The following is a 19,608-nucleotide window of genomic DNA, read 5'->3' on the forward strand; positions in this document are numbered from 1 at the left end:
TAGAACCCAACCAAGGGAGTCAATCATTCGGCTCCCTTTCTCGTTAACTCTCATCGTTGACCTAGAGCTCCACCACTTACTCACTCTCCAGTATGTCCAAAATCTCGTCCCAATCCAGAATGGTAATGAGTTTTTTTATGACGTCCTGGGGAGTGCTTTGAGTCTCTTCAGCCAGTTTGTCGAGCTTATCAAGTACTTCATTTTCTATTTCTAGTGTGTCTCCTCTTTGTTTATTTCTAGACTTCTTTGTGCTCCAGGTGCTCCTGAATCTATCGATGAACTTTTTTTTATCGCTTTCAGGGATGAGATCATAAACCGCTACAAGGACTGACTTCATATCCTTAGTGCTAGACGGTGTCCAAGTGTATTTTATTTCTTCCTTTTTTTGAATGTGTTCATAAGCCCATATAAGCTGATTGTAGCGGCAGCTATCTAACCACTTTATCATTTCACTCCGTTTGCTGTTTTTAAGCCACTCACTTTTGAAGTGATTCGATAACATCTTCTCCCCCTCCTCAGAAGAGGGAGAGAAAATTAAGCATTTCTCTATTTGGTCTCTTTTTTCTTCTGTCGTGTTTGAGTTTTTTTCTTTTAGGTATTTATCATCTAGATCAAGAGTTTTTAGTATGAATTGTTCGGTTGTTATTCCTTTCTGGGGCTCCTTGTATCTTAAAAGCGATACCCGTTTTTTTGAGTTTTTTCTTATGTAGCACCATAACCAGTTTATCTTTCTATCTTCATCGCAAAGGTTCTTGATGTCATAATTTTTTAACTTTTCATCATGTAGTTTATCTCTTGTTCTTGCTAAGAATCGTGAAGTTTCATTTTTGTCAAACTGGCTTCTTTTGTGAATTACATTAGAGAGGTCTCTTATTATTTTTTCGGATATGGGGTTGTCTTTAATGTATGTTTCTATTTTTTCTTTTTCTTCAGCTTTTAGTTCTAAAAGAGACTCCCTGAGCATTTCATTCCAAAAGAAAAGTAAATCTCGTTTCGCATTTACAGCTGTTAAAAGGTGTGTGTTTATGACGTTTTCTGGCATTGTTATATCAACTGTCTTGCTCTTTTTAACCTGTTCTATCACCTTTTTAAAGCTGGAGAAAGTGGGCTTTTCGCTTCTTTTCTCTAGTGTGACATTAATCACAAAAAATGTCGTTTTTGGTCTTTTTGGTGACAATAGTGTGCATAAAATGGCATTGGGGTTATGCTCGCCTTTGGGGGTGGCTCATAACTTCCACATGCTCAGATCGTCGGTGACAGAGGGAGAGGCTAGGTTGGCTGGTGGGTGACATGGTCACAGTGTGAGGGGGAGTTGTCGGTATAGTAATATACGTATTAGCTCTTCTCTTCATATACCCATTACCAGTAAAGAAGATAAGGTAAAAAATAATATAACCAGTGTTCCTTTGTAGAGCTAACAGAGGAGCATGAGATGGACACACATACCTACAAAGACTTTCCTATCCTTCTACCTATAAATGAATGTAAGGCACGTTACTTAGAGAAAATACGCAATATGTTAGCTGATGGTTATCAGGACTATAATAACCTCACTGTTGCTCGTCTTGACTTAAGGTTTCCAGCTACTGATGAGTCTGATGACTTTCTGAAGCGTGATGAGGCCCTCTCCTTCGAGCGATGGAAAAAAGGCACGATTAAACGATTTATTCGAGCTATTGAATTAGAAATGGCAAAGCAAGAGTGTGAGAAGCGAGCGAAGGGTAAGCGGGTACATCGTTGTAAGGTGCGATATGCTTGGGCAAGGGAGCGTAATCATTCACACAACGATCATTATCATTTCGCGTTGGTATTAAACAAGGATAGGTTTTATTGCTGGGGTAAGTTTGAGAACGTCGAATGCGGTGATGGTTTATATAATATCATTGTCCGTGCCTGGGCGAAGGCAATCGGCCTGTGTAACAATCAAGCGATGGGGTTAGTGCATATCCCTGATAATAGCATTTACTACCTTCACGGACGTCCTGAGAGCTCTGAACGCGCTGAGCAGGAGTATAAAGATATATTCTATCGACTAAGCTATTTAGCCAAAAAAAGAAACAAGCGTCGCAACGAGGGGTTTCGTCGCTTTGGTTCTAGCACCAAGTAAATCGTGCACAATCGTTTTTTATTGATGATATATATTTAAAATCCCGTCGGCCGTACTGTCATGGTGCGGCCTTACTTCATATCTCTAAGGCAATAAAATCATTGTCGACATCCTCCTGTGTAATACCAATATAACGAAGTGTGATGCCTTCTGAGGTATGGCGCAGCATTTTCATCACCCGACCAATATCTTTTGTGGCTTGATACAGCATATAACCGCGTGTCTTTCGCATTGAGTGCGTCCCTAACGAGAGGTTGAGCTCTTGCCCAACCTGTTGAAAGGCGAGAGTAACAGCACGCCGAGAGAGCGGTTTAGGCGGCAACTGCTTAATCTGCTGACAGCGGTGAGATTGAAACAGGTAGACGTGGTCAGGATGGTCTGCCCGTATCTTTTCAATGCGAGCCAGTGTTTTGGGGTTGAGCTGGATATCAGCAATCTTACCTGTCTTACGCTCTTTGATTCGCAACCGGTCACCGTGGATGTCGTCGAACCGAATGGCAAGCAGATCGGAGATACGTAACGCCAGGTTTAACCCGATATACCAGACGTCGGCCATTTGACGATGATAACGAATACTCAATAGGTGGCCGATAAGCTGAACAGTCTCAGTATCTTTGATGGCTTGAACTTCTGACATGGCTTACTTCCTTTTTTCTTCACAGATGGAGGTTTTGAGAAGCACAGCACGACAGCGACAGCCGGACCCTTGTTGCGCCTGGGTTGGCTGCTTCCCGTTTTAACATAATGAGAAGCAGGGAAAGGTATCGCTGCCTGTGTGCTTGTGTGGCGTGTAAAAATGGCCTGTGAAGCCGCTACACGACTGGGATCCAGCCTCGCTCGGCGAAAGACACACAGTCTTCACCGACAACCACATGATCTAAAACGCGAACATCAATAAGGCCCAACGCTTTTATCAATTTGTCAGTGATGTGACGGTCTGCTTGTGACGGCTCGGCAATCCCCGATGGATGGTTGTGGGCAAAGATTACGGCGGCTGCATTGTGACTCAGTGCCGCTTTCGCCACTTCTCGTGGATAGATAGATGCGGCATCAATGGTGCCAAAGAACAGGATATCGAACTGGATCAGCCGATGTTGGTTATCCAGCAGCATCAACGCAAACACTTCACGATCATACGCGCCGAGTTTGAGCTTTAAGTACTCCATCACGTTGTTGGGGCTCGTGAAGGTACCTTCGCGTTTGTACTTTTGGGCCAATGCTTCTGCCGCGTGCTCTAAGAGCTGATTCAAATCAGATGGCTGATGGGCAGGGTAGTTGTCTGCAGGGGTAAACAGGGGAGTGTGTGATGTACGCATAGGGAGTCTCCTTTTAAGTGATTGATGTGGCTATGCGTATCGATGACATATATCTGAAATCAGGTTGGTTAGGGGAGTGGGTGCAAGAGGAGGGGTAAACCGGTAAATCTTTACGTGCGCGGAAATCTCATGAGTCCAATAACGGAGTAACATCATGAGATTAATTAAATTGAGCGAAGTAAAACACATGACAGGCCTTGGCCGTTCAACCATCTACAACCTGATGAAAGACGGCACCTTTCCGAAAAGTGTGCCCCTGGGAGGCAGAGCTGTTGCGTGGGTAGAAAGTGAAGTCGAAGAGTGGATGATGGCAAGGATAGCGGAAAGAGATAGTGTGGTAGGGAGCATAGATTAAAACGAGTTCGTGGCTGGGTTGAGTTACTAAGAAGTGGAAATCTAAGAAGAGCGCTTAGCCCGGTGGCCGGATAGCGCTCCCTTTATCGTTAATAGTGCTCTCACCATGGCAAACGAGGTAGAAGCTTTACGTTTACCGATGGTGCAATTGAAACAGCTCTGATGGTTAAAGGTATTTTCAAGCTCCCTCTTCGCGCCCTGCAAGGCTTTCTCGACTCGATATTTGGCCTGATGGACGTACCGCTAAAATCGCCGTCATACAGCTGTATCAGCAAACGGGCGAAGATTTTAACTACCGATTACCCAGTCATGGGCGCGTTACCTATGTTGTTATTGATACTACCGGTTTAAAAGTGTTCGGCGAAGGAGAGTGAAAAATGCGCAAACATGGCCAGGAAAAACGACGTGTTTGGAGAAAGCCGTACTCATGATCGATGGCAGTACACATGAAGTGATTGCTGCCTTCGTTAGCTTAGCGCCTGTCGGCGACCACGAAGCCCTGCCGACGCTGCTCAATCCTTTGCGCCGAAAAATCGCCGAACCAAAGGTGTCATGCTTTTGGCTTCCGGTTGACTGTCTTGTTATGAGGTTAGGCCAGCAATAGCCCAGAACCCAAGACCCCTAAACGCTGCAAAGCCAACTTGGTGGTTAGCGTCGCTAAGAGAGATCTCCCCGTAGCGCACGCATGAATACTAATGGGAAGGGTTATTTCAAGTTCTCCCGAATACACTTCATTTTGCTTTCGGAAAGTGCCAGGGTAGACCGTTCGCCTGCTCAAGCTTGGGTTGAATGAATTTAGGGGAGCGCCAAAAGCATGGGTTCCGGTAACTTCTGCGACTTCTTGCTTTACGTATTCAATGACACGCTGATTTTCTTTGTAACGGCTTTTAAAGTGCGTTCGGGTTTCCCTGAAAAGCGCCATTATCTGGATTATTGAACCTACAACCAGTGAGATCAGAACGGCAAGCAAGATCACGTCAGGCCTCTCAATCTCTAAATCTTTGATCGAAAAAACGCTCACAGTCAGGTCAATGCTTTTGTAGGTTATGACCTCATATTCAAATAAGAGCCCCCGCAGCAGGTGCCAGCGGCCAAAGCTTTATCCAGTCTTTAGAATGGCTCATATCAATCCAGATCTATTTCATAACGCCAGCCAGCATGCGCGACTGCTAAATAGAGGCGAGCAGCAATGTAGTAGGCATCGCCGTGACTAGCATGACTATGTGTTCTCCTTTAGCTCTTTTCGCTCTCCGGCGAACCATTTACCCCAAAAAAGGTAAGCATCAATAGAACTATCGCATACCGCAACTTTCTGGCCATTATAAGTGTAATACCACTCAGGAAGATCTTCACCTACTGTGGGTTGATCGAGCTCATTGCGCTTCCTCGTAGTGAAATTTGAATTCAGCTTTGCGCGGTGCTTTACATCATTCGAAAAAGCTCTAACAGCATTAAGAGCTGCTCCCTCGGCCGGGTAGTGACGTGAAATCTCTCCGATTAAAACGTTTGCACTTGGATAATTTAGTTTGTGGGCGACTTTATCTGCTTGGTGATTTAATGTCAGAGAAAGATTCACCATCTTGCGAAATACACGAGTTAGCTTCCCTCTGTCGCACACCTCGTCAGACTGAAAATCCCAGTAGAAATCGTTGAAATTAGGGTCAACGATTTCCCTGAAAAAACCAAGGGTATCATCCAAATTCAGGTTTCCCACATGACCTCCCGAAAACATTACGCCAATTATGCGGTTTCCATCAGTCAAGCACCGCGACCGTGACTAATCTGCAGTGACTATCACATTTGCAATTTTGTTCTATCAGTTCGTTGATGCTCTGATTTACAGATAGCTTCTTTCCATTCATTGACTTGCACCACGAACAATCTCGCTGATCCCAGCAGGCAACTACTTCATACTCTTTGAGCCCCATACTTTTATAGTTATGAATATTTTCGTCGTGGGACCGGGCAAAATTGGCCTTCATCGCAATAGATGACCAAATACTCTTGGGGTCATTTTGAGCTCGACCCTTTTCATTTAAAACAGCAAGTAACTTATGGGTGATTTGTAAGCGAGGGTTTATTCCCAGATCCTTTTTTCCATCTGCTGTGAGTTCGTTCCCCGTCTTGTTCAGATTGATCTCATTGTTGAGATGCTGGATTACGATCTCTATTTGAGCTTTGCGAATCAGCTCGTTTTTCTCAACTTCTCGTAATAGATGCTGTTCCGGGCCTTTCTGCTGACCCGAAACTTCCTTTGCGGGGGCTTTGCCGAAAAATTTCTGGATAAAAGTTAATATCTTTTCTCCTCTTTTCTCGCAAAACTCTGAGCTTAGCGGCGGCCTTTTGATGCAGACGAAGCCGCAATGAAAAGGACGCCCGACGGCCACTAGCCGCGAACTACAGCGACTGGTTATGAGTCACTGTGGTATGCCTCTGACAGTGATCCGAAAAGTGCCGCACGTTTAGTCAGTAATTCTTCTCTGACATGCTCCATGCTCTGTTCCGAGAGGCCGTCTTTTCCGTCATAGTGCTGGCGACGCATTCGCTTGAGAAACTCACCATAATGCCGGAGAAGATCGGCTTGCTCCGTCAAACCAAGCAGCAGCAATTTTGACTCAGCAACTGTGAGGTTCTTAAACTGATCGAATAGCTCACTTTTTGTGTTATCCAACTCTTTTTGCCGTTTCTCGGTCAATCCTAGGCTCTGCTTATTATTTCTGGCCCACTCGACGACGAGAGCCCAGTACCGAAGAGCCACGTGCGTAACCTCTTCTACATCCGCGCCAACCGACTCAAGAGCATCAAAGTAACGCTTACGTTTTTCACGGGAGTTTTCGTGATCGTGATTTAATCGAGTAATCACGTAGGTACCAGCCAAAGTAATCAGACTGCCTAATCCTATTTTTACTGCTGTATCAATCACTTCAATACTCGTTGTCACCAGGCCTCCCTATAATCATAACGCTCGCATAAAAGGCGGAGCGTCAGCGACGTCCAGCCCGAGGGGCAATTTTTGATGCGTTTGTTAAAAGTTTTAGCCCACGGCCAATTTGATTACGAGTAATATGCCACCAATAGTTAAACCAATAGCTATTTTTCCCCAAGCTGTTTCGTGCCAGCTCTTTTGAGTGGTTTCAGTTGGCGCTAAGGACTCGTTGTCATTGGCCTTTATATTTTTGGTGTTCTTTGCTTTGAAAAGCTTTTCTGAGCTAGTTTTATTCCTATTTAGATCAACATCTTCGCAATCTTCAAGGTCGAACATCGGTCCTTTACCTGCCATATATTACTCTCCTGATAGCAATTGCTAGAGGCTTAATCCTGAAAGCATCAGCGTTATAAGTCGCCACATTATTATCAGCGTTTATACCTTTGGTACGCTTTGCCACAATAGGATTATCGATGTTGTGAAACCTGTTTCCTCTTATGGTCACATTCTCGCAATCTTCCATGTATATGCCGGTAGACATGACGCCCCCTTAACTTTTAACGCCGCAATTACGCGCTTGTCGCGTGCATTTCTTGGTTAGGCTTTAGTGTCTGCACCAGATCTTCTAAGACATCTTCAGGTGGTTGCTCGAGGAGCTTTTCTTCATTCCGAAGAAGCCACCAGATTTTCAAGAAGGTCACCCATCCAATACCAAATGAGACTTTTAGTATCAGCTTTCTCAAGTCTCCTATGTCGTTTCTAAAAGTCTGAAGAAGGTTGCCCCAGGTCGAAAGGTATTTTTCGCTATTGATCTCATTCGCAGGAAACTTAATATCTAGGAGAAGAATAAATTCTGCAACTAATCTCGACAATCTGTATGCGGAAACAGGATCGGCTTTAGATAAACTTAAAGTGGCTGTGTCGAGCGCACGAAAAAGGTATTCCTTGTTCTTCTCTGGCAAATCCAGACTCCCTTGCCGTGTCTTCTCAAACTTCTCGACTAGCAACGAAAAAAACTCTAGCCTCTTTTCTTTTGGGACGTCATGCTTCTCATATATTTTGTGCAGCTTCTCTATGCTATCGCCAAGCCGAAGGTTGAAAAACTTGAGAATCTGATCAATTCGGTATTGCTGAAAGTATAGGTCGAGCATCGGCGGTAACGCAGATGAGCGATGCTGTCGCAATTCCTTCGCGTTGTTAATGGCACCCGAAAACTGGCTCAGCACCCATCCGAGCAGTACGCCAGCGAGCGGGATGAGGTACTTTGGATCAAGTTCCATAATTATTGCCTAACATTGTGTTAGTACGCATGCGCGATTCCCCAAAACCGTTACACTTACTATTTTCTACCTAAATGACTGTTCAAAATATAATTTCTTGCCTCTAATGGGTACTGCTCTTCCGCGAAAGTGTGCGTGCCGCCTATCGCTACTCAGGTATTCATACTATCCCCAAGCGTTAAGCTGTAACCGTATGACTAGTGGGCTCTTTTAATCACCTATTCTGGGATAGTGTTCCTCTGCCATGGATAAATGCTCACGCTATTTACTCTCTCTGGCAGATAAGCTGATTAACCATCCAGTGTTTAGCCATGCTAGCGTCGGCCTGTCGTCGGCACCAAACTCGCCATCGAGTTGTTAGTTTCAGGATTAGTGTATCAAGGGCTGTTTTGGTTTTCGTGCGCTATTGTCCAAAGTGTTAGATAAGCCATATTTTGTGAACTGGCTGCAAAAAAAATATTGCTAGGGACACAAAGAGGAATTGTTTAGGTGGGTTCTGTGTGAGCGATTCGAGTGAGGGCTTATCAACGTCAGTTCAAAATTGACCCATCTATCGACGCTATCGCCAAAGTAAAACTGATCCACTAACATGTCTACCTTGTCCTGCGTGACAGGGTAGATGTGTAAGTATGTATAGCTGAAGAATAATTGGTGCTACACAGGTCGGGTGATTGACATAACTGCGCTACAAGGAAGAGCCGACTCGCTAGGCTTGAGAAACGAAAGATAAAATAGTTGCCTCTGAAGGCAATAGAGGCAGGTCAGTGATCAGTTGATAGGCTTTTCACCTTAATCTACATCGATCAACTAAAAACCAATAACAGACCCAATACCTGTACATTCATGCAGGCTAAGCAAAGAGCCAGAGTGGTAATGAGATTTGAGGGTTTTAATGGTCCCCGTACCCCACGCCGCACCCAGAGCGATTTTTGGTTTATTTTAATGGCCGGAAAACCCTTATTTGATGCGCTCTAACCACACTCCTGCTTCGGTATAGTGGGTAGATTGCTTGGCCCCCACGCAGGGGTCAGAGTATTCAGGTAGAGTATTTTTATCGTGGTCTATGGTTAGATCACTTTAAGCTGCTTTGTGCCTGTCACTGAGAGGCTCCCTTTAGCTGCTTGCTCGATGTGTCCACTCCACCAGCACATCATTGGACGTCGGCGTTCAATGTAATCTGTCCGGTTATACGCACTCCGTACCTGGTTGTCATCAACGTGGGCAAGAGCAGACTCGATAAGATCTGAATCAAAGCCCTGCTCGTTCAGTGTTGTACTTGCCAGGGAGCGTAGCCCATGACTCACGAGCCGGTTGGTAAACCCCATTCGTTTTAGTGCCATATTGGCCGTTTGGCTATTACAAGGTTTTTGCGGATCACGATCTGAAGGAAAAATAAAATCACGATGGCCACTTATCGGTTTGATCACTTCTAATATCGCCAGCATCTGCTCTGTGAGTGGGATCCGGTGCTCTCTTCTTTTTTTTGTCCTCTCCGCCGGGATAATCCATAGTTCGTTATCCCAGTCTATTTCATCCCATCGTGCAGCAGCCGCTTCTGCTGGTCGCGTCATGGTGTGTAGCTGCCATTCGATTAGGCACCGAGTAACTCGCTTAATATTCGCGTAAGCAAGCTTTTGCATTAACTCTGGGAGTTCATCGGGAGTTAACGCTGCCATATGGTTCTTTTTGGGCTTTTTAAATGCAGCGCCAATGCCCGATAGCGGATTAGCGTGGATAAGGCCACAGTTAACCGCGTAGTTCATCATTTCGTTTAGTCGTTGGACCAAGCGCTTTAATGTCTCTAGGCTGCCCGATGCTTCAATGGGCTTTAAGGCATCTATCACCATAGGGGCAGTGATTTTGGAAAGGGGAGTAGCGCCAAGCTTTGGAAAAATGTGACGTTCCAGAGAGCGCCATATGTCGGTCGCGTATCCCTCAGTCACTTGCTCTTTTTTCAGCTCGAACCACTGGTAGGCGACTTTCTCTACCGTATGTTCGGTGAGCGCAATCTCTTGCCTTTGTTGCTCTTCACGGTGTTCCTTAGGATCGATGTTTTGAGCGAGGAGGGCTCTTGCATCCATGGTCGCTTTACGCGCTTGAGAGAGGGTAACAGTGGGATAGGCACCGAGGCTGAGGTTGGTGCGCTTTTTGGTGAATGGACGCAGGTAATTAAAAAGCCAAAGCTTAGAGCCGGTTGGTTTAACTCTTAGTCTGAGCCCGTCGCCATCATAGAGTAGGTACTCTTTCTCTTCTGGCGTTGCCGCTTTTATCTTCTTATCCGTAAGCTTAGCTATGATTTTAGCCATAATGGGTACACCTCTCAGCCTCCATTTTTATCAGTGTACACCTCGGTGTACCTAAAAATCAAAGCGGTTGGTGGACCTCTATGGACCTTAATGAACGATAAGTTATTGATTTTACGTTACTTAAGGTAATAAAAAAGACGTCCGTGGACGTCTTTAAATATAAAATTGGTGGAGCTGGCGGGAGTTGAACCCGCGTCCAGAATCAGTCTAACCAATGGCGCTACATGCTTAGTTTGTCTTTAATCTCGTCAGTGTGCTGCGGACAAACACGCCACACAAAGACATACCCGACTTAGATTTAACGCTTCAGCTTTCGGGTCAAAGCATCCACGCGATCCTGTTTGGTTTTGACTATCCTTGATCCCCGTCCTACAGGCGAAGGCTAGGGAGGATAGGCACTCAACAGGTTATTAAGCTGCTAGTGCGTAGTTTTCGTCGTTTGCGACTATTTTTTTGCGGCTTTTTACGAGGCCAACCGCCCCTCGGCATGCTCCACGGGCCTTCTCAATCCTGTCGAATCCTGAATCAGCCCCAGAGTTTGGACGGCAGAGTCTAACATATTGATCTGCCGCGTCAACGATTAACGTGCTGCGTTTTTCATGATTCTGGCTTTTTGACGTTGCCAGTCTCTGTCTTTCGCGGTATCGCGTTTATCGTGAAGTTTTTTACCTTTTGCTAAGCCGATTTTGAGCTTGGCGAAGGATTTTTTCCAATACAGGGAAAGAGCCACGACTGTGAAACCATCCCGGTTAACCTTTCCGATCAAGGTATCAAGCTCACGACGCTTAAGCAAGAGCTTGCGTGTACGCTGAGGATCAGCCACCACATGGGTGGAGGCCACATTAAGCGGGGTGATGGTTGCCCCGAACAAAAAGGCTTCCCCGTCTTTCAGCAACACATAACTTTCGCTGATATTGGCTTTACCGGCACGGAGAGATTTTACTTCCCAGCCTTGTAGCTCAAGCCCGGCCTCAAAGTCATCTTCGATGAAGAACTCATGGCGAGCTTTTTTATTCAGCGCGATGGTGTTACTGCTTGCTTTGTTCTTTGCGTTTTTCTTAGCCATAGTGGGCGCATTATAAAGGCTATGTGTTGAGGAATGAAAGGATTATCGCACGAGCCTGAGTGAAGCGCATCTGTATTTGTCGATACACGCGGCTGCACGCTTTGGTGAATAGATGCGGCGGTGGTATGATTTCGCGGTTAACTTGCAAGGAGTCCTTATGCCGCAAATTATCCGCTCGGCTTTAGTGCCTTACAGTGCTGAGCAAATGTTTGCCTTGGTGAATGATGTTGAGGCCTATCCACAGTTTTTGCCTGGGTGCGTGAGCACACGCTTGATTGAGCACACTGACACAACCATGGTGGCATCGTTAGACGTGGCGAAGGCAGGCATTAAGAAAACCTTTACGACCAAAAATTACTTGGTGGAAAACACGCGCATTGATATGACATTGGTCGATGGGCCATTTAAACGGCTGAGCGGAGGTTGGCGTTTTACACCGCTTTCCAGCGACGCCTGTAAAATTGAGCTCGATCTTGAATTTGAGTTTACCAATCGATTAGTTGAAGTGGCGTTTGGTCGTATCTTCAGCGAGCTAACAAGTAGTATGGTGAAAGCATTTACTGAACGAGCGAAAACGATCTATGAGTGAAGAAACACTACTCCGTGTTGAGGTGGTCTACGCATTGCCGAATGAGCAGCGGATTTTTAATTGTGTGGTGAAACCGCAATCGACCGTTGAAGAGATTATTCGCCAATCTGGTGTGCTTAAAGCTTACCCAGAGATTGATTTAGACAACAATAAAGTTGGCATCTTCAGCCGCACCGTGAAGCTGGATGCGCAAGTGCGTGATGGGGACCGTATTGAGATTTATCGCCCACTGCAGGCGGATCCCAAAGAAATTCGCCGACGCCGAGCGGAACGCGCGAAGCTAGAAGGAAAAGCGGATCCTGTTACGGGTGGACGCGTGGATACTCAGCGCAAGCGCTCTTAACGCCGTCAACGGCTTTCGCAACGAACATGAAAAAACGCCGACTCTCGGTGTTTTTTTGTATCAAGAGAGCGCGGATAGTTGTCTTGTTAACGCATTAGTCTCGATAGACGTGTTGTAAAAAATGCGTCAAACGTTCGGTAACTCGTTCTGGTTGCTCAAGGTTAGCAATGTGTCCTGCCTCTGGGATCAGTGTGAGTTCCGCGCCTGTGATCTCATCTTGCATCAAATAGCTCTCAAGCGGCGGACGAGCCACATCGTGTTGCCCCACCATAATCAGCACGGGCAATGCTAATTTGGCGAGAGCATCGATTTGATCGCGACGGTCAAAGGTAAGACGGCCAATACGCGCGACGGCGTTAGCGCGATCGCCTTCAAGTTGCTGGAGCGAGTGATGGAAAGCGTCGACGAAGTGCGGTTGCTGTGCCAGCGTGGCGGGGGCGAAAAACAGTGGCACGATGGCGTCGAGAAGCGGCGCGGGGACATGCTGGACTTGCTCGATAGTGGTGAGCATTCCCATGTATTTTTGGTGCGTTACCTCGGGCTCGCGACCGACAAAGGTGTCCATTAACACCAATGCTTTCAAACGCGAAGGCGCTAACTGAGCAAACTCAACGCCCCACATTCCGCCGACGGACAGACCAATGAGCGTGACCTGTTCAATGTTGAGGTGATCGAGCAGTGCGAGCATGTCAGCCGCAATATCAGCGAGCGAGTGTGTCTGTTCGGGGGCATCGTCAGAGTCCCCGTGGGCCCACAAGTCAGGCACAATACAACGGTAATGGCGACTTAATACCTCTACCTGAGGCGCCCACATGGCACTGTCCCACAGGTAGCTATGGCCGAATAACAGAACAGGCCCTTGCCCAACATCTTGGTAAGCAAGGCGTTTTCCGTGGTGTTCGAAGATATGTTTCATAGTGTGATAGCTAAGCGTAAAAGCTTAAGACTACCATGAACGCGAAGGCAGAGGAGCTCCGCGCAGTGGCGATACCGCGCGGATACGTGAATTATTGGACGGCTTCGAAAAAGCTTTCACCCGGCGTGAAGTCACCATCGACCTTGACTAACTGGTTGTTGTCATCAAAAGAGAGCACGAGATCTTTTTGTGTTGGTGCTTGGTGACCAGGCTGTTGCCATTGGACAAAATACCACGTGTTTGGGTAGCCAGATTCGACCAGCATAGGAGGGCCGAGTAAGAACTTAACCTGCTCTTTGGTCATGCCAAACTTAAGTGAGTCTACGGCTTTTTCTTCGATGTAATTGCCCTGATTGATATCGACGCGATAAACCAGTTTCTCGGCGTAAGAACAGCCAGTAATGGCAATTGCCATTAGGGCAGCAATGGCGGCTTTAGTCCAACCCATAGTTAACATCTTCACTGTCTCGTTGATGGCAAATAATATCACTCACACGCAAATCGTTCCGTGGATACAGGCTTTTTCGTCCCTGACGAAAGGCGGATGAGTATAAACAAGCTCGGAATATATGTAAAAAACCTGCTCGCGACTAGCGATTGGATGGGAAGAATCGAAAAAAGTTCGCCCCAAAAAGAGAAAAAGGCGACACGCTCACAGGTTTGTGAGGTGTCGCGAATCGGTGAGAGCCATGGGTTGACGCATGCTATGCGGCAACCAACAAGTCCTCGGCATTGGCCAGCGTGCGTTCGGTGATCTCACTACCGCCGAGTAGGCGTGCCAGTTCATTGATACGTTCGTCGCGGGCCAACGGATACATACGGGTCGTTGTGGTGCCTTTTTCTGTTTGCTTGGCGACAAACATTTGCTGATGCCCGCATCCGGCGACTTGGGGTAAGTGTGTTACGCACATTACTTGGGTCGATTGGCCCAATTGACGGAGTAACTTACCGACAATCGCCGCTGTTGGACCACTGATACCCACATCAACTTCATCAAAGATCAGACTCGGGGTTTCCACTTTTTGGGCGGTGATCACTTGAATGGCTAATGATATCCGAGATAACTCACCGCCAGAGGCAACCCTTGCGAGCGGTTGCAGCGGTTGACCCGGGTTGGTTGACACCAAAAAGGCCACCGCATCTCCCCCTAAGGGACTTAGGTGAGTGTCGGCTTTGTTTTCGACTTGGATTTCAAAGGTACCGTGCTCCATGCTCAGTTGGTGCATGCTTTGCGTGATCAGTTTATTGAGCTCACGGGCATAACGACGTCGGCTTTTACTGAGTTTTTCTGCCGTATCCAAACAGGCGGCAAAATGCGCATCCACGTCGGCTTGGAGCTGCTCAATCGCCTCATCATTATGGGCTAATTTATCCAGTTCTTGGATCAGTTGTTGGTGCGTTTGATAAAGCGCCTCGGGTTGCACATGATGTTTGCGTGACAAGCTCATAATCGTGCTCATACGCGCATCAAGATATTGCAAGCGTTGCGGATCCATGTCTAACCGGTCGAGGTAACTGGTCACTTCTTGACTCGCTTCTTGCGCTTGAATGCGCGCTTCTTCAATGAGCGTGGCTAAGGGCTCAAATTGACTGTCCAGTGTGGCCAGTTCAACCAAGCGTTGCTGCGCGGCATTTAAAAGGTTGAGCGCATTAGCGTCTTCGTTATCACTGAGCAAATCCACGACCGCTTGGCTTGTCATCGCAATATCGCCGCTGTTTGATAAACGCTTGTGTTCTTCTTCAATCTGCTGGTATTCCTCTTCGCCTAGTGCCAGCTCGTTCAATTCACCGACTTGATATTCCAGCAGTTGTTGTTGTGCATCGAGATCGTCTTTTTTCTTGATCAGTGCCTTTAACTCGTTTTTAGCACGACGCCAACGTTGGTAGCGAGACGCCATCTTATCGAGCAGTGATTGGTGTCCGGCATATTGGTCGAGCAGGGTGATCTGGTGTTCTGGGCGCAACAGTTGTTGGTGAGCGTGTTGGCCATGGACATTAATCAGTAGTTGTCCTAGAGCTTTTTGCTGTGAGGCAGGGACAGGGTTACCGTTAATGTAAGCACGAGAGCGGCCTTCTTTGGTAATCACGCGACGGAGAATACAGTCGTCGCCGTCTTCAAGCTCATTGTCTTGCAACCAACGACGTGCCGCACTGTTTTGTTCGAGGGTAAAACTGGCGGTGATCTCTGCGCGTTTTTCGCCGGGACGAACCATATTGGCATCCGCGCGGTCGCCTAGGCAAAGGCCGAGCGCATCGATGGAAATCGATTTACCTGCACCTGTCTCTCCGGTGATCGCCGTCATTCCTTTACTAAACTCCAACTCCAAGGATTTCACGATGGCAAAGTTTTGAATGGTCATATCGGCTAACATAGGAAAACACCTGTATCTATCAACAACTGTGTATAGATACAGTATATACTGTTTTTACATCCAGTGAATATGTAAAAAGAAGAATTGTTCCTTCTGGGAGTTTCCGCACAAAAATTGCACACAAAAAAAGCAGGCGAACCTGCTTTTATGCCCTTTTACGGCAAGGGAAGCGATTAGAAGAGTTTCGACGACCAGCCTAGCTTGGTGCGTAACGTGTTGTAATAATTGTAATCCTTGGGGTGGATAAGCTTCAGCGTGGCTGGGCTTTTATAAATATGCACCTCGTCGCCAGGGTTCACAGGAAGAGAGACTTGTCCGTCGCAACTGACTTCCAGCGTGCCGCGGTTATCGGGCGAAACCAGCAGTTTAATGCGGCGGTTGCCATCGACGACTAACGGACGGCTGGATAGGGTGTGAGGGAACATAGGGACCAGTGAAATCGCGTTTAGGCTCGGAGAGAGAATAGGGCCGCCTCCCGATAAACTGTACGCCGTGGAGCCGGTGGGGGTTGAAATAATGATCCCGTCGGAGCGCTGAGAAAAGGCAAACTGTTCGTTAATGTAAACTTCAAACTCAATCATATGCGCCACTTGCCCTGGGTGGAGCACTGCTTCGTTCAGTGAGGCATTATGACTTTTGACTTGGTCATGACGGTGGATCTCGGTTTCGAGTAAGAACCGATCTTCTTCCATATATTCACCGCTCAAGACGGCTTCAAGCGCGTTTTCGAAGGCGTCGGGATCTAAGTCGGTCAAAAAGCCTAAATTGCCCCGATTCACCCCAATCACCTTGATGTCACTGCGCGATAACACGCGTGCTGCGCCCAGCATATTACCGTCGCCCCCGATCACGATGGCCAAGTCAGCGTGTTGACCAATCGTAACAAGATCCAAGTAATGCGCATCGGGTAACCCCAAGTTAGCGCTAAGACGCGTATCAATGCACACCTCATAGCCACGCTCAGTGAGCCAGTGGTAAAGGCTAATGTGTGTGTTCACGGCCTCTGGATTGCGGGGCTTACCGATAAGCGCAATGCGTGTAAAAGGTGTCGACATAATGCGGATCCTGTGTCTATTTGTGCCCAGTATAACGCGGCAAAATCGCGATTGTCGTGATTTGGGTTGGCCTGATGGTTGAATCGTGAATATTCATCCCCATAATAACCCCGTCAATTAAGTTGAATAGTCCCAGTGGCGTGCTGGGCAATGCCATTTGTGTCGGAGTGATCATGAGCGAAGAACAGAAAGTGAAGCAAGAGCAGGAAGCCGTAAAACAAGCGCAAGCTGCTGAAGCCAAAAACGCAGAGCAGGCCACTGAGCAACAAGTGAGCGGTAACGCGGCGGATATCGAAGACGCCGAGACCGAGGCCATGATTGCACGTATTACCGAGCTTGAAGCCGCACTTGAAGCCAGTGAAGCGAAAGTGAAAGAGCAGCAAGATAGTGTGCTGCGTGCCCGTGCGGATGTCGACAATATGCGCCGTCGCACCGAGCAAGAAATCGATAAAGCGCGTAAATTCGCGCTCGAGAAGTTTGCCGGTGAGCTGTTGCCCGTGATTGATAACATGGAGCGTGCTATCGAGATGGCGGATAAAGAAAACGAAGCCATCAAGCCTATGGTTGAAGGGGTGGAGCTTACCCTAAAAACCATGACTGATACGGTTGAAAAGTTCGGCCTAAACGCAATTGATCCGCAAGGTCAGCCATTCAATCCTGAACTGCACCAAGCGATGTCAATCCAAGAAAGCGCTGAGCACGAGCCAAACACCGTGATGATGGTGATGCAAAAAGGTTACGAGCTAAATGGTCGCGTCGTACGCCCAGCGATGGTGATGGTATCTAAGGCACCACAAGGCAACGTTGACGAAAAAGCGTAACAAGAGCCGACGTCGAAAACGTCAATAAATACAGGCCTTTTTGTCAGCCACTCGATATAAAAGGCCTAAAAAATGCGGTTTTTTTTATCGCAGGCCTTGAAAACAAGCATGCTGCCCTTATTTAGATTGCAGCGTTAAATAAAAATTTGCGGTGAGGGGTTGAACCTCTCACGGTTACCCCCACATAGGGTGTAACGCAATAAAGCCACAGAACGAATTTCGGAGAGCACCAGATGGGTAAAATCATTGGTATTGACTTGGGTACAACCAACTCATGTGTCGCTGTACTAGACGGTGAAAAAGCACGCGTGATTGAAAACGCAGAGGGTGATCGTACAACACCTTCAATCATCGCTTATACACAAGACGGTGAAACGCTAGTCGGTCAACCTGCAAAGCGTCAGGCGGTGACAAACCCAGAAAACACCCTGTTCGCGATCAAACGTTTGATCGGTCGTCGTTTTGAAGACGAAGAAGTACAGCGCGACATCAGCATCATGCCATACAAAATTGTCAAAGCTGACAATGGCGATGCGTGGGTTGAGGCGAAAGGCCAGAAAATGGCTGCACCTCAGGTCTCTGCTGAGGTTCTGAAGAAAATGAAGAAAACCGCTGAAGACTTCCTCGGTGAGGAAGTGACTGGCGCGGTTATCACAGTACCTGCTTACTTTAACGACTCTCAGCGTCAAGCAACTAAGGATGCTGGTCGTATCGCAGGTCTAGAAGTTAAGCGTATCATCAACGAGCCAACTGCAGCCGCACTGGCCTATGGTCTAGACAAGAAAGGCGGCGATCGCACTATCGCAGTTTATGACTTGGGTGGTGGTACCTTCGATATCTCTATCATCGAAATCGATGAAGTAGATGGCGAGCAAACGTTCGAAGTACTGGCGACTAACGGTGACACGCACCTAGGTGGTGAAGACTTTGATAACCGTCTGATCACTTACTTGGTCGACGAGTTTAAGAAAGAGCAAGGCATCGACTTGCGTCAAGACCCATTGGCGATGCAGCGTCTGAAAGAAGCAGCAGAAAAAGCGAAAATCGAGCTCTCTTCTGCGCAGCAAACTGACGTTAACCTGCCTTATGTGACTGCGGATGCGACTGGTCCTAAGCACATGAACATCAAGGTAACGCGCGCCAAGCTTGAGTCTTTGGTTGAAGATTTGGTTCAACGTTCTCTTGAGCCAATGAAAGTTGCTCTGGCCGACGCTGAGCTGTCTGTTGATGAAATCACTGATGTCATCTTGGTAGGTGGTCAAACCCGTATGCCAATGGTACAGGCGAAAGTTGCTGAGTACTTCGGTAAAGACCCACGTAAAGACGTGAACCCTGATGAAGCGGTTGCTGTTGGTGCGGCAGTGCAAGGTGGTGTACTGTCAGGCGATGTAAAAGACGTGCTACTGCTTGACGTAACGCCTCTGTCACTGGGTATCGAAACCATGGGCGGTGTGATGACTAAGCTCATCGAGAAGAACACCACGATCCCAACCAAAGCGAACCAAGTGTTCTCGACTGCGGAAGACAACCAAAGCGCGGTGACTATCCACGTGATTCAAGGTGAGCGTAAGCAAGCCATGCATAACAAATCACTGGGTCAGTTTAACCTAGAAGGCATTCAGCCTGCGCCACGTGGTGTGCCACAAATCGAAGTGACCTTCGATCTTGATGCTGATGGTATCTTGAACGTGTCTGCGAAAGACAAGCAAACGGGTCAAGAGCAGAAAATCACCATCCAAGCGTCTGGCGGCTTGAGTGATGAAGAAGTTGAGAAGATGGTTCAAGAGGCAGAAGCGAACAAAGAAGCGGACAAGAAGTTCGAAGAGCTCGCAACTGCACGTAACCAAGCGGATCAGCTGGTTCACGGCACCCGTAAGCAAGTTGAAGAAGCCGGCGACAAACTGCCAGCAGAAGACAAAGAGAAGATCGAAACAGCGATCTCTGAGCTTGAAACTGCGCGCAAGGGCGAAGATAAAGAAGCCATCGATGCGAAAGTACAAGCACTGGTCGCGGCTTCATCAAAACTGATGGAAATTGCTCAGCAGCAAGCACAAGCTGAGCAGGCGCAACAAGACGCCGGTGCAGATTCAGCGAAACAAGACGATGACGTTGTTGACGCTGAGTTTGAAGAAGTCAAAGACGACGACAAGAAATAAG

21 protein-coding genes, 1 other RNA gene and 1 pseudogene are annotated in these 19,608 nt (G+C 47.3%); 7 read left to right on the forward strand and 16 right to left on the reverse strand.

The window, feature by feature from the left end:
* Nucleotides 1-76: 76 nt before the first annotated feature.
* A complete protein-coding gene (locus tag E8E00_RS02395) occupies nucleotides 77-1,144 on the reverse strand; it encodes a hypothetical protein (protein WP_096629734.1) in 1,068 nt (355 codons plus the stop codon).
* Between the two features lie 288 nt (nucleotides 1,145-1,432).
* Here E8E00_RS02395 and E8E00_RS02400 point away from each other — a divergent pair, with 288 nt between their 5' ends.
* Nucleotides 1,433-2,107 (forward strand): inovirus Gp2 family protein, encoded by a 675-nt coding sequence (locus E8E00_RS02400; protein WP_096629732.1) that lies wholly within the window; start codon nucleotides 1,433-1,435, stop codon nucleotides 2,105-2,107.
* A 76-nt stretch (nucleotides 2,108-2,183) separates the two neighbouring features.
* Here the strand turns inward: E8E00_RS02400 and E8E00_RS02405 are convergent, their stop codons facing one another.
* A complete protein-coding gene (locus tag E8E00_RS02405) occupies nucleotides 2,184-2,744 on the reverse strand; it encodes a tyrosine-type recombinase/integrase (RefSeq protein ID WP_096629729.1) in 561 nt (186 codons plus the stop codon).
* Between the two features lie 175 nt (nucleotides 2,745-2,919).
* A complete protein-coding gene (gene radC, locus E8E00_RS02410; protein WP_077676327.1) occupies nucleotides 2,920-3,423 on the reverse strand; it encodes a DNA repair protein RadC in 504 nt (167 codons plus the stop codon).
* Nucleotides 3,424-3,577: 154 nt separating this feature from the next.
* On the opposite strand from radC, the gene E8E00_RS02415 reads away from it, so the two are divergent.
* Together E8E00_RS02415 and E8E00_RS02420 are read left to right on the forward strand one after the other, a co-directional pair.
* Nucleotides 3,578-3,778: an AlpA family transcriptional regulator gene (locus E8E00_RS02415; protein ID WP_096629726.1), complete on the forward strand. Its 201-nt coding sequence runs from the start codon at nucleotides 3,578-3,580 to the stop codon at nucleotides 3,776-3,778.
* A gap of 101 nt (nucleotides 3,779-3,879) precedes the next feature.
* Nucleotides 3,880-4,312, forward strand: a pseudogene (locus tag E8E00_RS02420) (transposase); the annotation flags it as partial.
* Between the two features lie 684 nt (nucleotides 4,313-4,996).
* On the opposite strand, the gene E8E00_RS02425 reads toward E8E00_RS02420, so the two are convergent.
* From E8E00_RS02425 to smpB, 9 genes are all read right to left on the reverse strand, one after another.
* Nucleotides 4,997-5,476 (reverse strand): hypothetical protein, encoded by a 480-nt coding sequence (locus E8E00_RS02425; RefSeq protein WP_136588352.1) that lies wholly within the window; start codon nucleotides 5,474-5,476, stop codon nucleotides 4,997-4,999.
* A gap of 55 nt (nucleotides 5,477-5,531) precedes the next feature.
* Nucleotides 5,532-6,164: a hypothetical protein gene (locus E8E00_RS02430; RefSeq protein WP_096629717.1), complete on the reverse strand. Its 633-nt coding sequence runs from the start codon at nucleotides 6,162-6,164 to the stop codon at nucleotides 5,532-5,534.
* 23 nt (nucleotides 6,165-6,187) lie between these two features.
* Entirely contained in the window at nucleotides 6,188-6,718 is a 531-nt protein-coding gene (locus E8E00_RS02435; RefSeq protein ID WP_096629715.1) for a hypothetical protein, read from the reverse strand.
* A 93-nt stretch (nucleotides 6,719-6,811) separates the two neighbouring features.
* Nucleotides 6,812-7,057 (reverse strand): hypothetical protein, encoded by a 246-nt coding sequence (locus E8E00_RS02440; RefSeq protein WP_096629712.1) that lies wholly within the window; start codon nucleotides 7,055-7,057, stop codon nucleotides 6,812-6,814.
* Nucleotides 7,047-7,244, reverse strand: coding sequence for a right-handed parallel beta-helix repeat-containing protein (locus E8E00_RS17470; protein WP_096629709.1), 198 nt, complete (start codon nucleotides 7,242-7,244; stop codon nucleotides 7,047-7,049). Before E8E00_RS17470 ends, E8E00_RS02440 begins: the two co-directional genes overlap by 11 nt.
* Nucleotides 7,245-7,272: 28 nt before the next feature.
* Complete coding sequence (locus tag E8E00_RS02450; RefSeq protein WP_096629706.1) at nucleotides 7,273-7,983, reverse strand: hypothetical protein; 711 nt, start codon at nucleotides 7,981-7,983, stop codon at nucleotides 7,273-7,275.
* A gap of 1,067 nt (nucleotides 7,984-9,050) precedes the next feature.
* Entirely contained in the window at nucleotides 9,051-10,289 is a 1,239-nt protein-coding gene (locus E8E00_RS02455; protein ID WP_096629703.1) for an integrase domain-containing protein, read from the reverse strand.
* A gap of 166 nt (nucleotides 10,290-10,455) precedes the next feature.
* Nucleotides 10,456-10,822, reverse strand: a transfer-messenger RNA (tmRNA) gene (gene ssrA / locus E8E00_RS02460).
* 47 nt (nucleotides 10,823-10,869) lie between these two features.
* Nucleotides 10,870-11,355 (reverse strand): SsrA-binding protein SmpB, encoded by a 486-nt coding sequence (smpB, locus tag E8E00_RS02465; protein ID WP_069591156.1) that lies wholly within the window; start codon nucleotides 11,353-11,355, stop codon nucleotides 10,870-10,872.
* A 157-nt stretch (nucleotides 11,356-11,512) separates the two neighbouring features.
* Between smpB and E8E00_RS02470 the strand changes: the two genes are divergently transcribed.
* Together E8E00_RS02470 and E8E00_RS02475 are read left to right on the forward strand one after the other, a co-directional pair.
* Nucleotides 11,513-11,944, forward strand: a complete 432-nt coding sequence (locus E8E00_RS02470) for an SRPBCC family protein (RefSeq protein ID WP_069591154.1) — start codon at nucleotides 11,513-11,515, stop codon at nucleotides 11,942-11,944.
* Entirely contained in the window at nucleotides 11,937-12,287 is a 351-nt protein-coding gene (locus E8E00_RS02475; RefSeq protein WP_069591153.1) for an RnfH family protein, read from the forward strand. The genes E8E00_RS02470 and E8E00_RS02475 overlap by 8 nt, the downstream gene beginning before the upstream one ends.
* A 94-nt stretch (nucleotides 12,288-12,381) precedes the next feature.
* Here E8E00_RS02475 and E8E00_RS02480 read toward each other — a convergent pair whose 3' ends face one another.
* The 4 genes from E8E00_RS02480 to nadK form a co-directional block, all read right to left on the reverse strand.
* On the reverse strand, nucleotides 12,382-13,203 hold the full coding sequence (locus E8E00_RS02480; protein ID WP_096629699.1) for an alpha/beta fold hydrolase: 822 nt from the start codon (nucleotides 13,201-13,203) through the stop codon (nucleotides 12,382-12,384).
* A 91-nt stretch (nucleotides 13,204-13,294) separates the two neighbouring features.
* A complete protein-coding gene (bamE, locus tag E8E00_RS02485) occupies nucleotides 13,295-13,651 on the reverse strand; it encodes an outer membrane protein assembly factor BamE (RefSeq protein WP_069591158.1) in 357 nt (118 codons plus the stop codon).
* Nucleotides 13,652-13,907: 256 nt separating this feature from the next.
* Nucleotides 13,908-15,575 carry a DNA repair protein RecN gene (recN, locus tag E8E00_RS02490; protein ID WP_069591149.1) on the reverse strand — a complete coding sequence of 556 codons (1,668 nt, stop codon included), beginning with the start codon at nucleotides 15,573-15,575 and terminating at the stop codon, nucleotides 13,908-13,910.
* Nucleotides 15,576-15,748: 173 nt separating this feature from the next.
* The gene (nadK, locus tag E8E00_RS02495; protein WP_069591147.1) at nucleotides 15,749-16,630 is read right to left on the reverse strand and encodes an NAD(+) kinase; all 882 of its coding nucleotides are present in this window, start codon (nucleotides 16,628-16,630) and stop codon (nucleotides 15,749-15,751) included.
* Between the two features lie 173 nt (nucleotides 16,631-16,803).
* Here nadK and grpE point away from each other — a divergent pair, with 173 nt between their 5' ends.
* Both grpE and dnaK read left to right on the forward strand, forming a co-directional pair.
* On the forward strand, nucleotides 16,804-17,451 hold the full coding sequence (grpE, locus tag E8E00_RS02500) for a nucleotide exchange factor GrpE (protein WP_096629697.1): 648 nt from the start codon (nucleotides 16,804-16,806) through the stop codon (nucleotides 17,449-17,451).
* A gap of 233 nt (nucleotides 17,452-17,684) precedes the next feature.
* Nucleotides 17,685-19,607, forward strand: a complete 1,923-nt coding sequence (gene dnaK / locus E8E00_RS02505; RefSeq protein ID WP_096629694.1) for a molecular chaperone DnaK — start codon at nucleotides 17,685-17,687, stop codon at nucleotides 19,605-19,607.
* Nucleotide 19,608: the final 1 nt, after the last annotated feature.

This window comes from Salinivibrio sp. YCSC6 (assembly GCF_004916735.1).
In the GTDB taxonomy this organism is placed as follows: Bacteria; Pseudomonadota; Gammaproteobacteria; order Enterobacterales; family Vibrionaceae; genus Salinivibrio; species Salinivibrio proteolyticus.

Coding starts and splice junctions, on each gene's coding strand:
- E8E00_RS02400 (WP_096629732.1), top strand. CDS start 1,433: ATGGACACACATACCTACAAAGACTTTCCTATCCTTCTACCTATAAAT.
- E8E00_RS02405 (WP_096629729.1), bottom strand. CDS start 2,744: ATGTCAGAAGTTCAAGCCATCAAAGATACTGAGACTGTTCAGCTTATC.
- radC (WP_077676327.1), bottom strand. CDS start 3,423: ATGCGTACATCACACACTCCCCTGTTTACCCCTGCAGACAACTACCCT.
- E8E00_RS02415 (WP_096629726.1), top strand. CDS start 3,578: ATGAGATTAATTAAATTGAGCGAAGTAAAACACATGACAGGCCTTGGC.
- E8E00_RS02440 (WP_096629712.1), bottom strand. CDS start 7,057: ATGGCAGGTAAAGGACCGATGTTCGACCTTGAAGATTGCGAAGATGTT.
- E8E00_RS17470 (WP_096629709.1), bottom strand. CDS start 7,244: ATGTCTACCGGCATATACATGGAAGATTGCGAGAATGTGACCATAAGA.
- E8E00_RS02450 (WP_096629706.1), bottom strand. CDS start 7,983: ATGGAACTTGATCCAAAGTACCTCATCCCGCTCGCTGGCGTACTGCTC.
- E8E00_RS02455 (WP_096629703.1), bottom strand. CDS start 10,289: ATGGCTAAAATCATAGCTAAGCTTACGGATAAGAAGATAAAAGCGGCA.
- smpB (WP_069591156.1), bottom strand. CDS start 11,355: ATGGCTAAGAAAAACGCAAAGAACAAAGCAAGCAGTAACACCATCGCG.
- E8E00_RS02470 (WP_069591154.1), top strand. CDS start 11,513: ATGCCGCAAATTATCCGCTCGGCTTTAGTGCCTTACAGTGCTGAGCAA.
- E8E00_RS02475 (WP_069591153.1), top strand. CDS start 11,937: ATGAGTGAAGAAACACTACTCCGTGTTGAGGTGGTCTACGCATTGCCG.
- E8E00_RS02480 (WP_096629699.1), bottom strand. CDS start 13,203: ATGAAACATATCTTCGAACACCACGGAAAACGCCTTGCTTACCAAGAT.
- bamE (WP_069591158.1), bottom strand. CDS start 13,651: ATGGGTTGGACTAAAGCCGCCATTGCTGCCCTAATGGCAATTGCCATT.
- recN (WP_069591149.1), bottom strand. CDS start 15,575: ATGTTAGCCGATATGACCATTCAAAACTTTGCCATCGTGAAATCCTTG.
- nadK (WP_069591147.1), bottom strand. CDS start 16,630: ATGTCGACACCTTTTACACGCATTGCGCTTATCGGTAAGCCCCGCAAT.
- grpE (WP_096629697.1), top strand. CDS start 16,804: ATGAGCGAAGAACAGAAAGTGAAGCAAGAGCAGGAAGCCGTAAAACAA.
- dnaK (WP_096629694.1), top strand. CDS start 17,685: ATGGGTAAAATCATTGGTATTGACTTGGGTACAACCAACTCATGTGTC.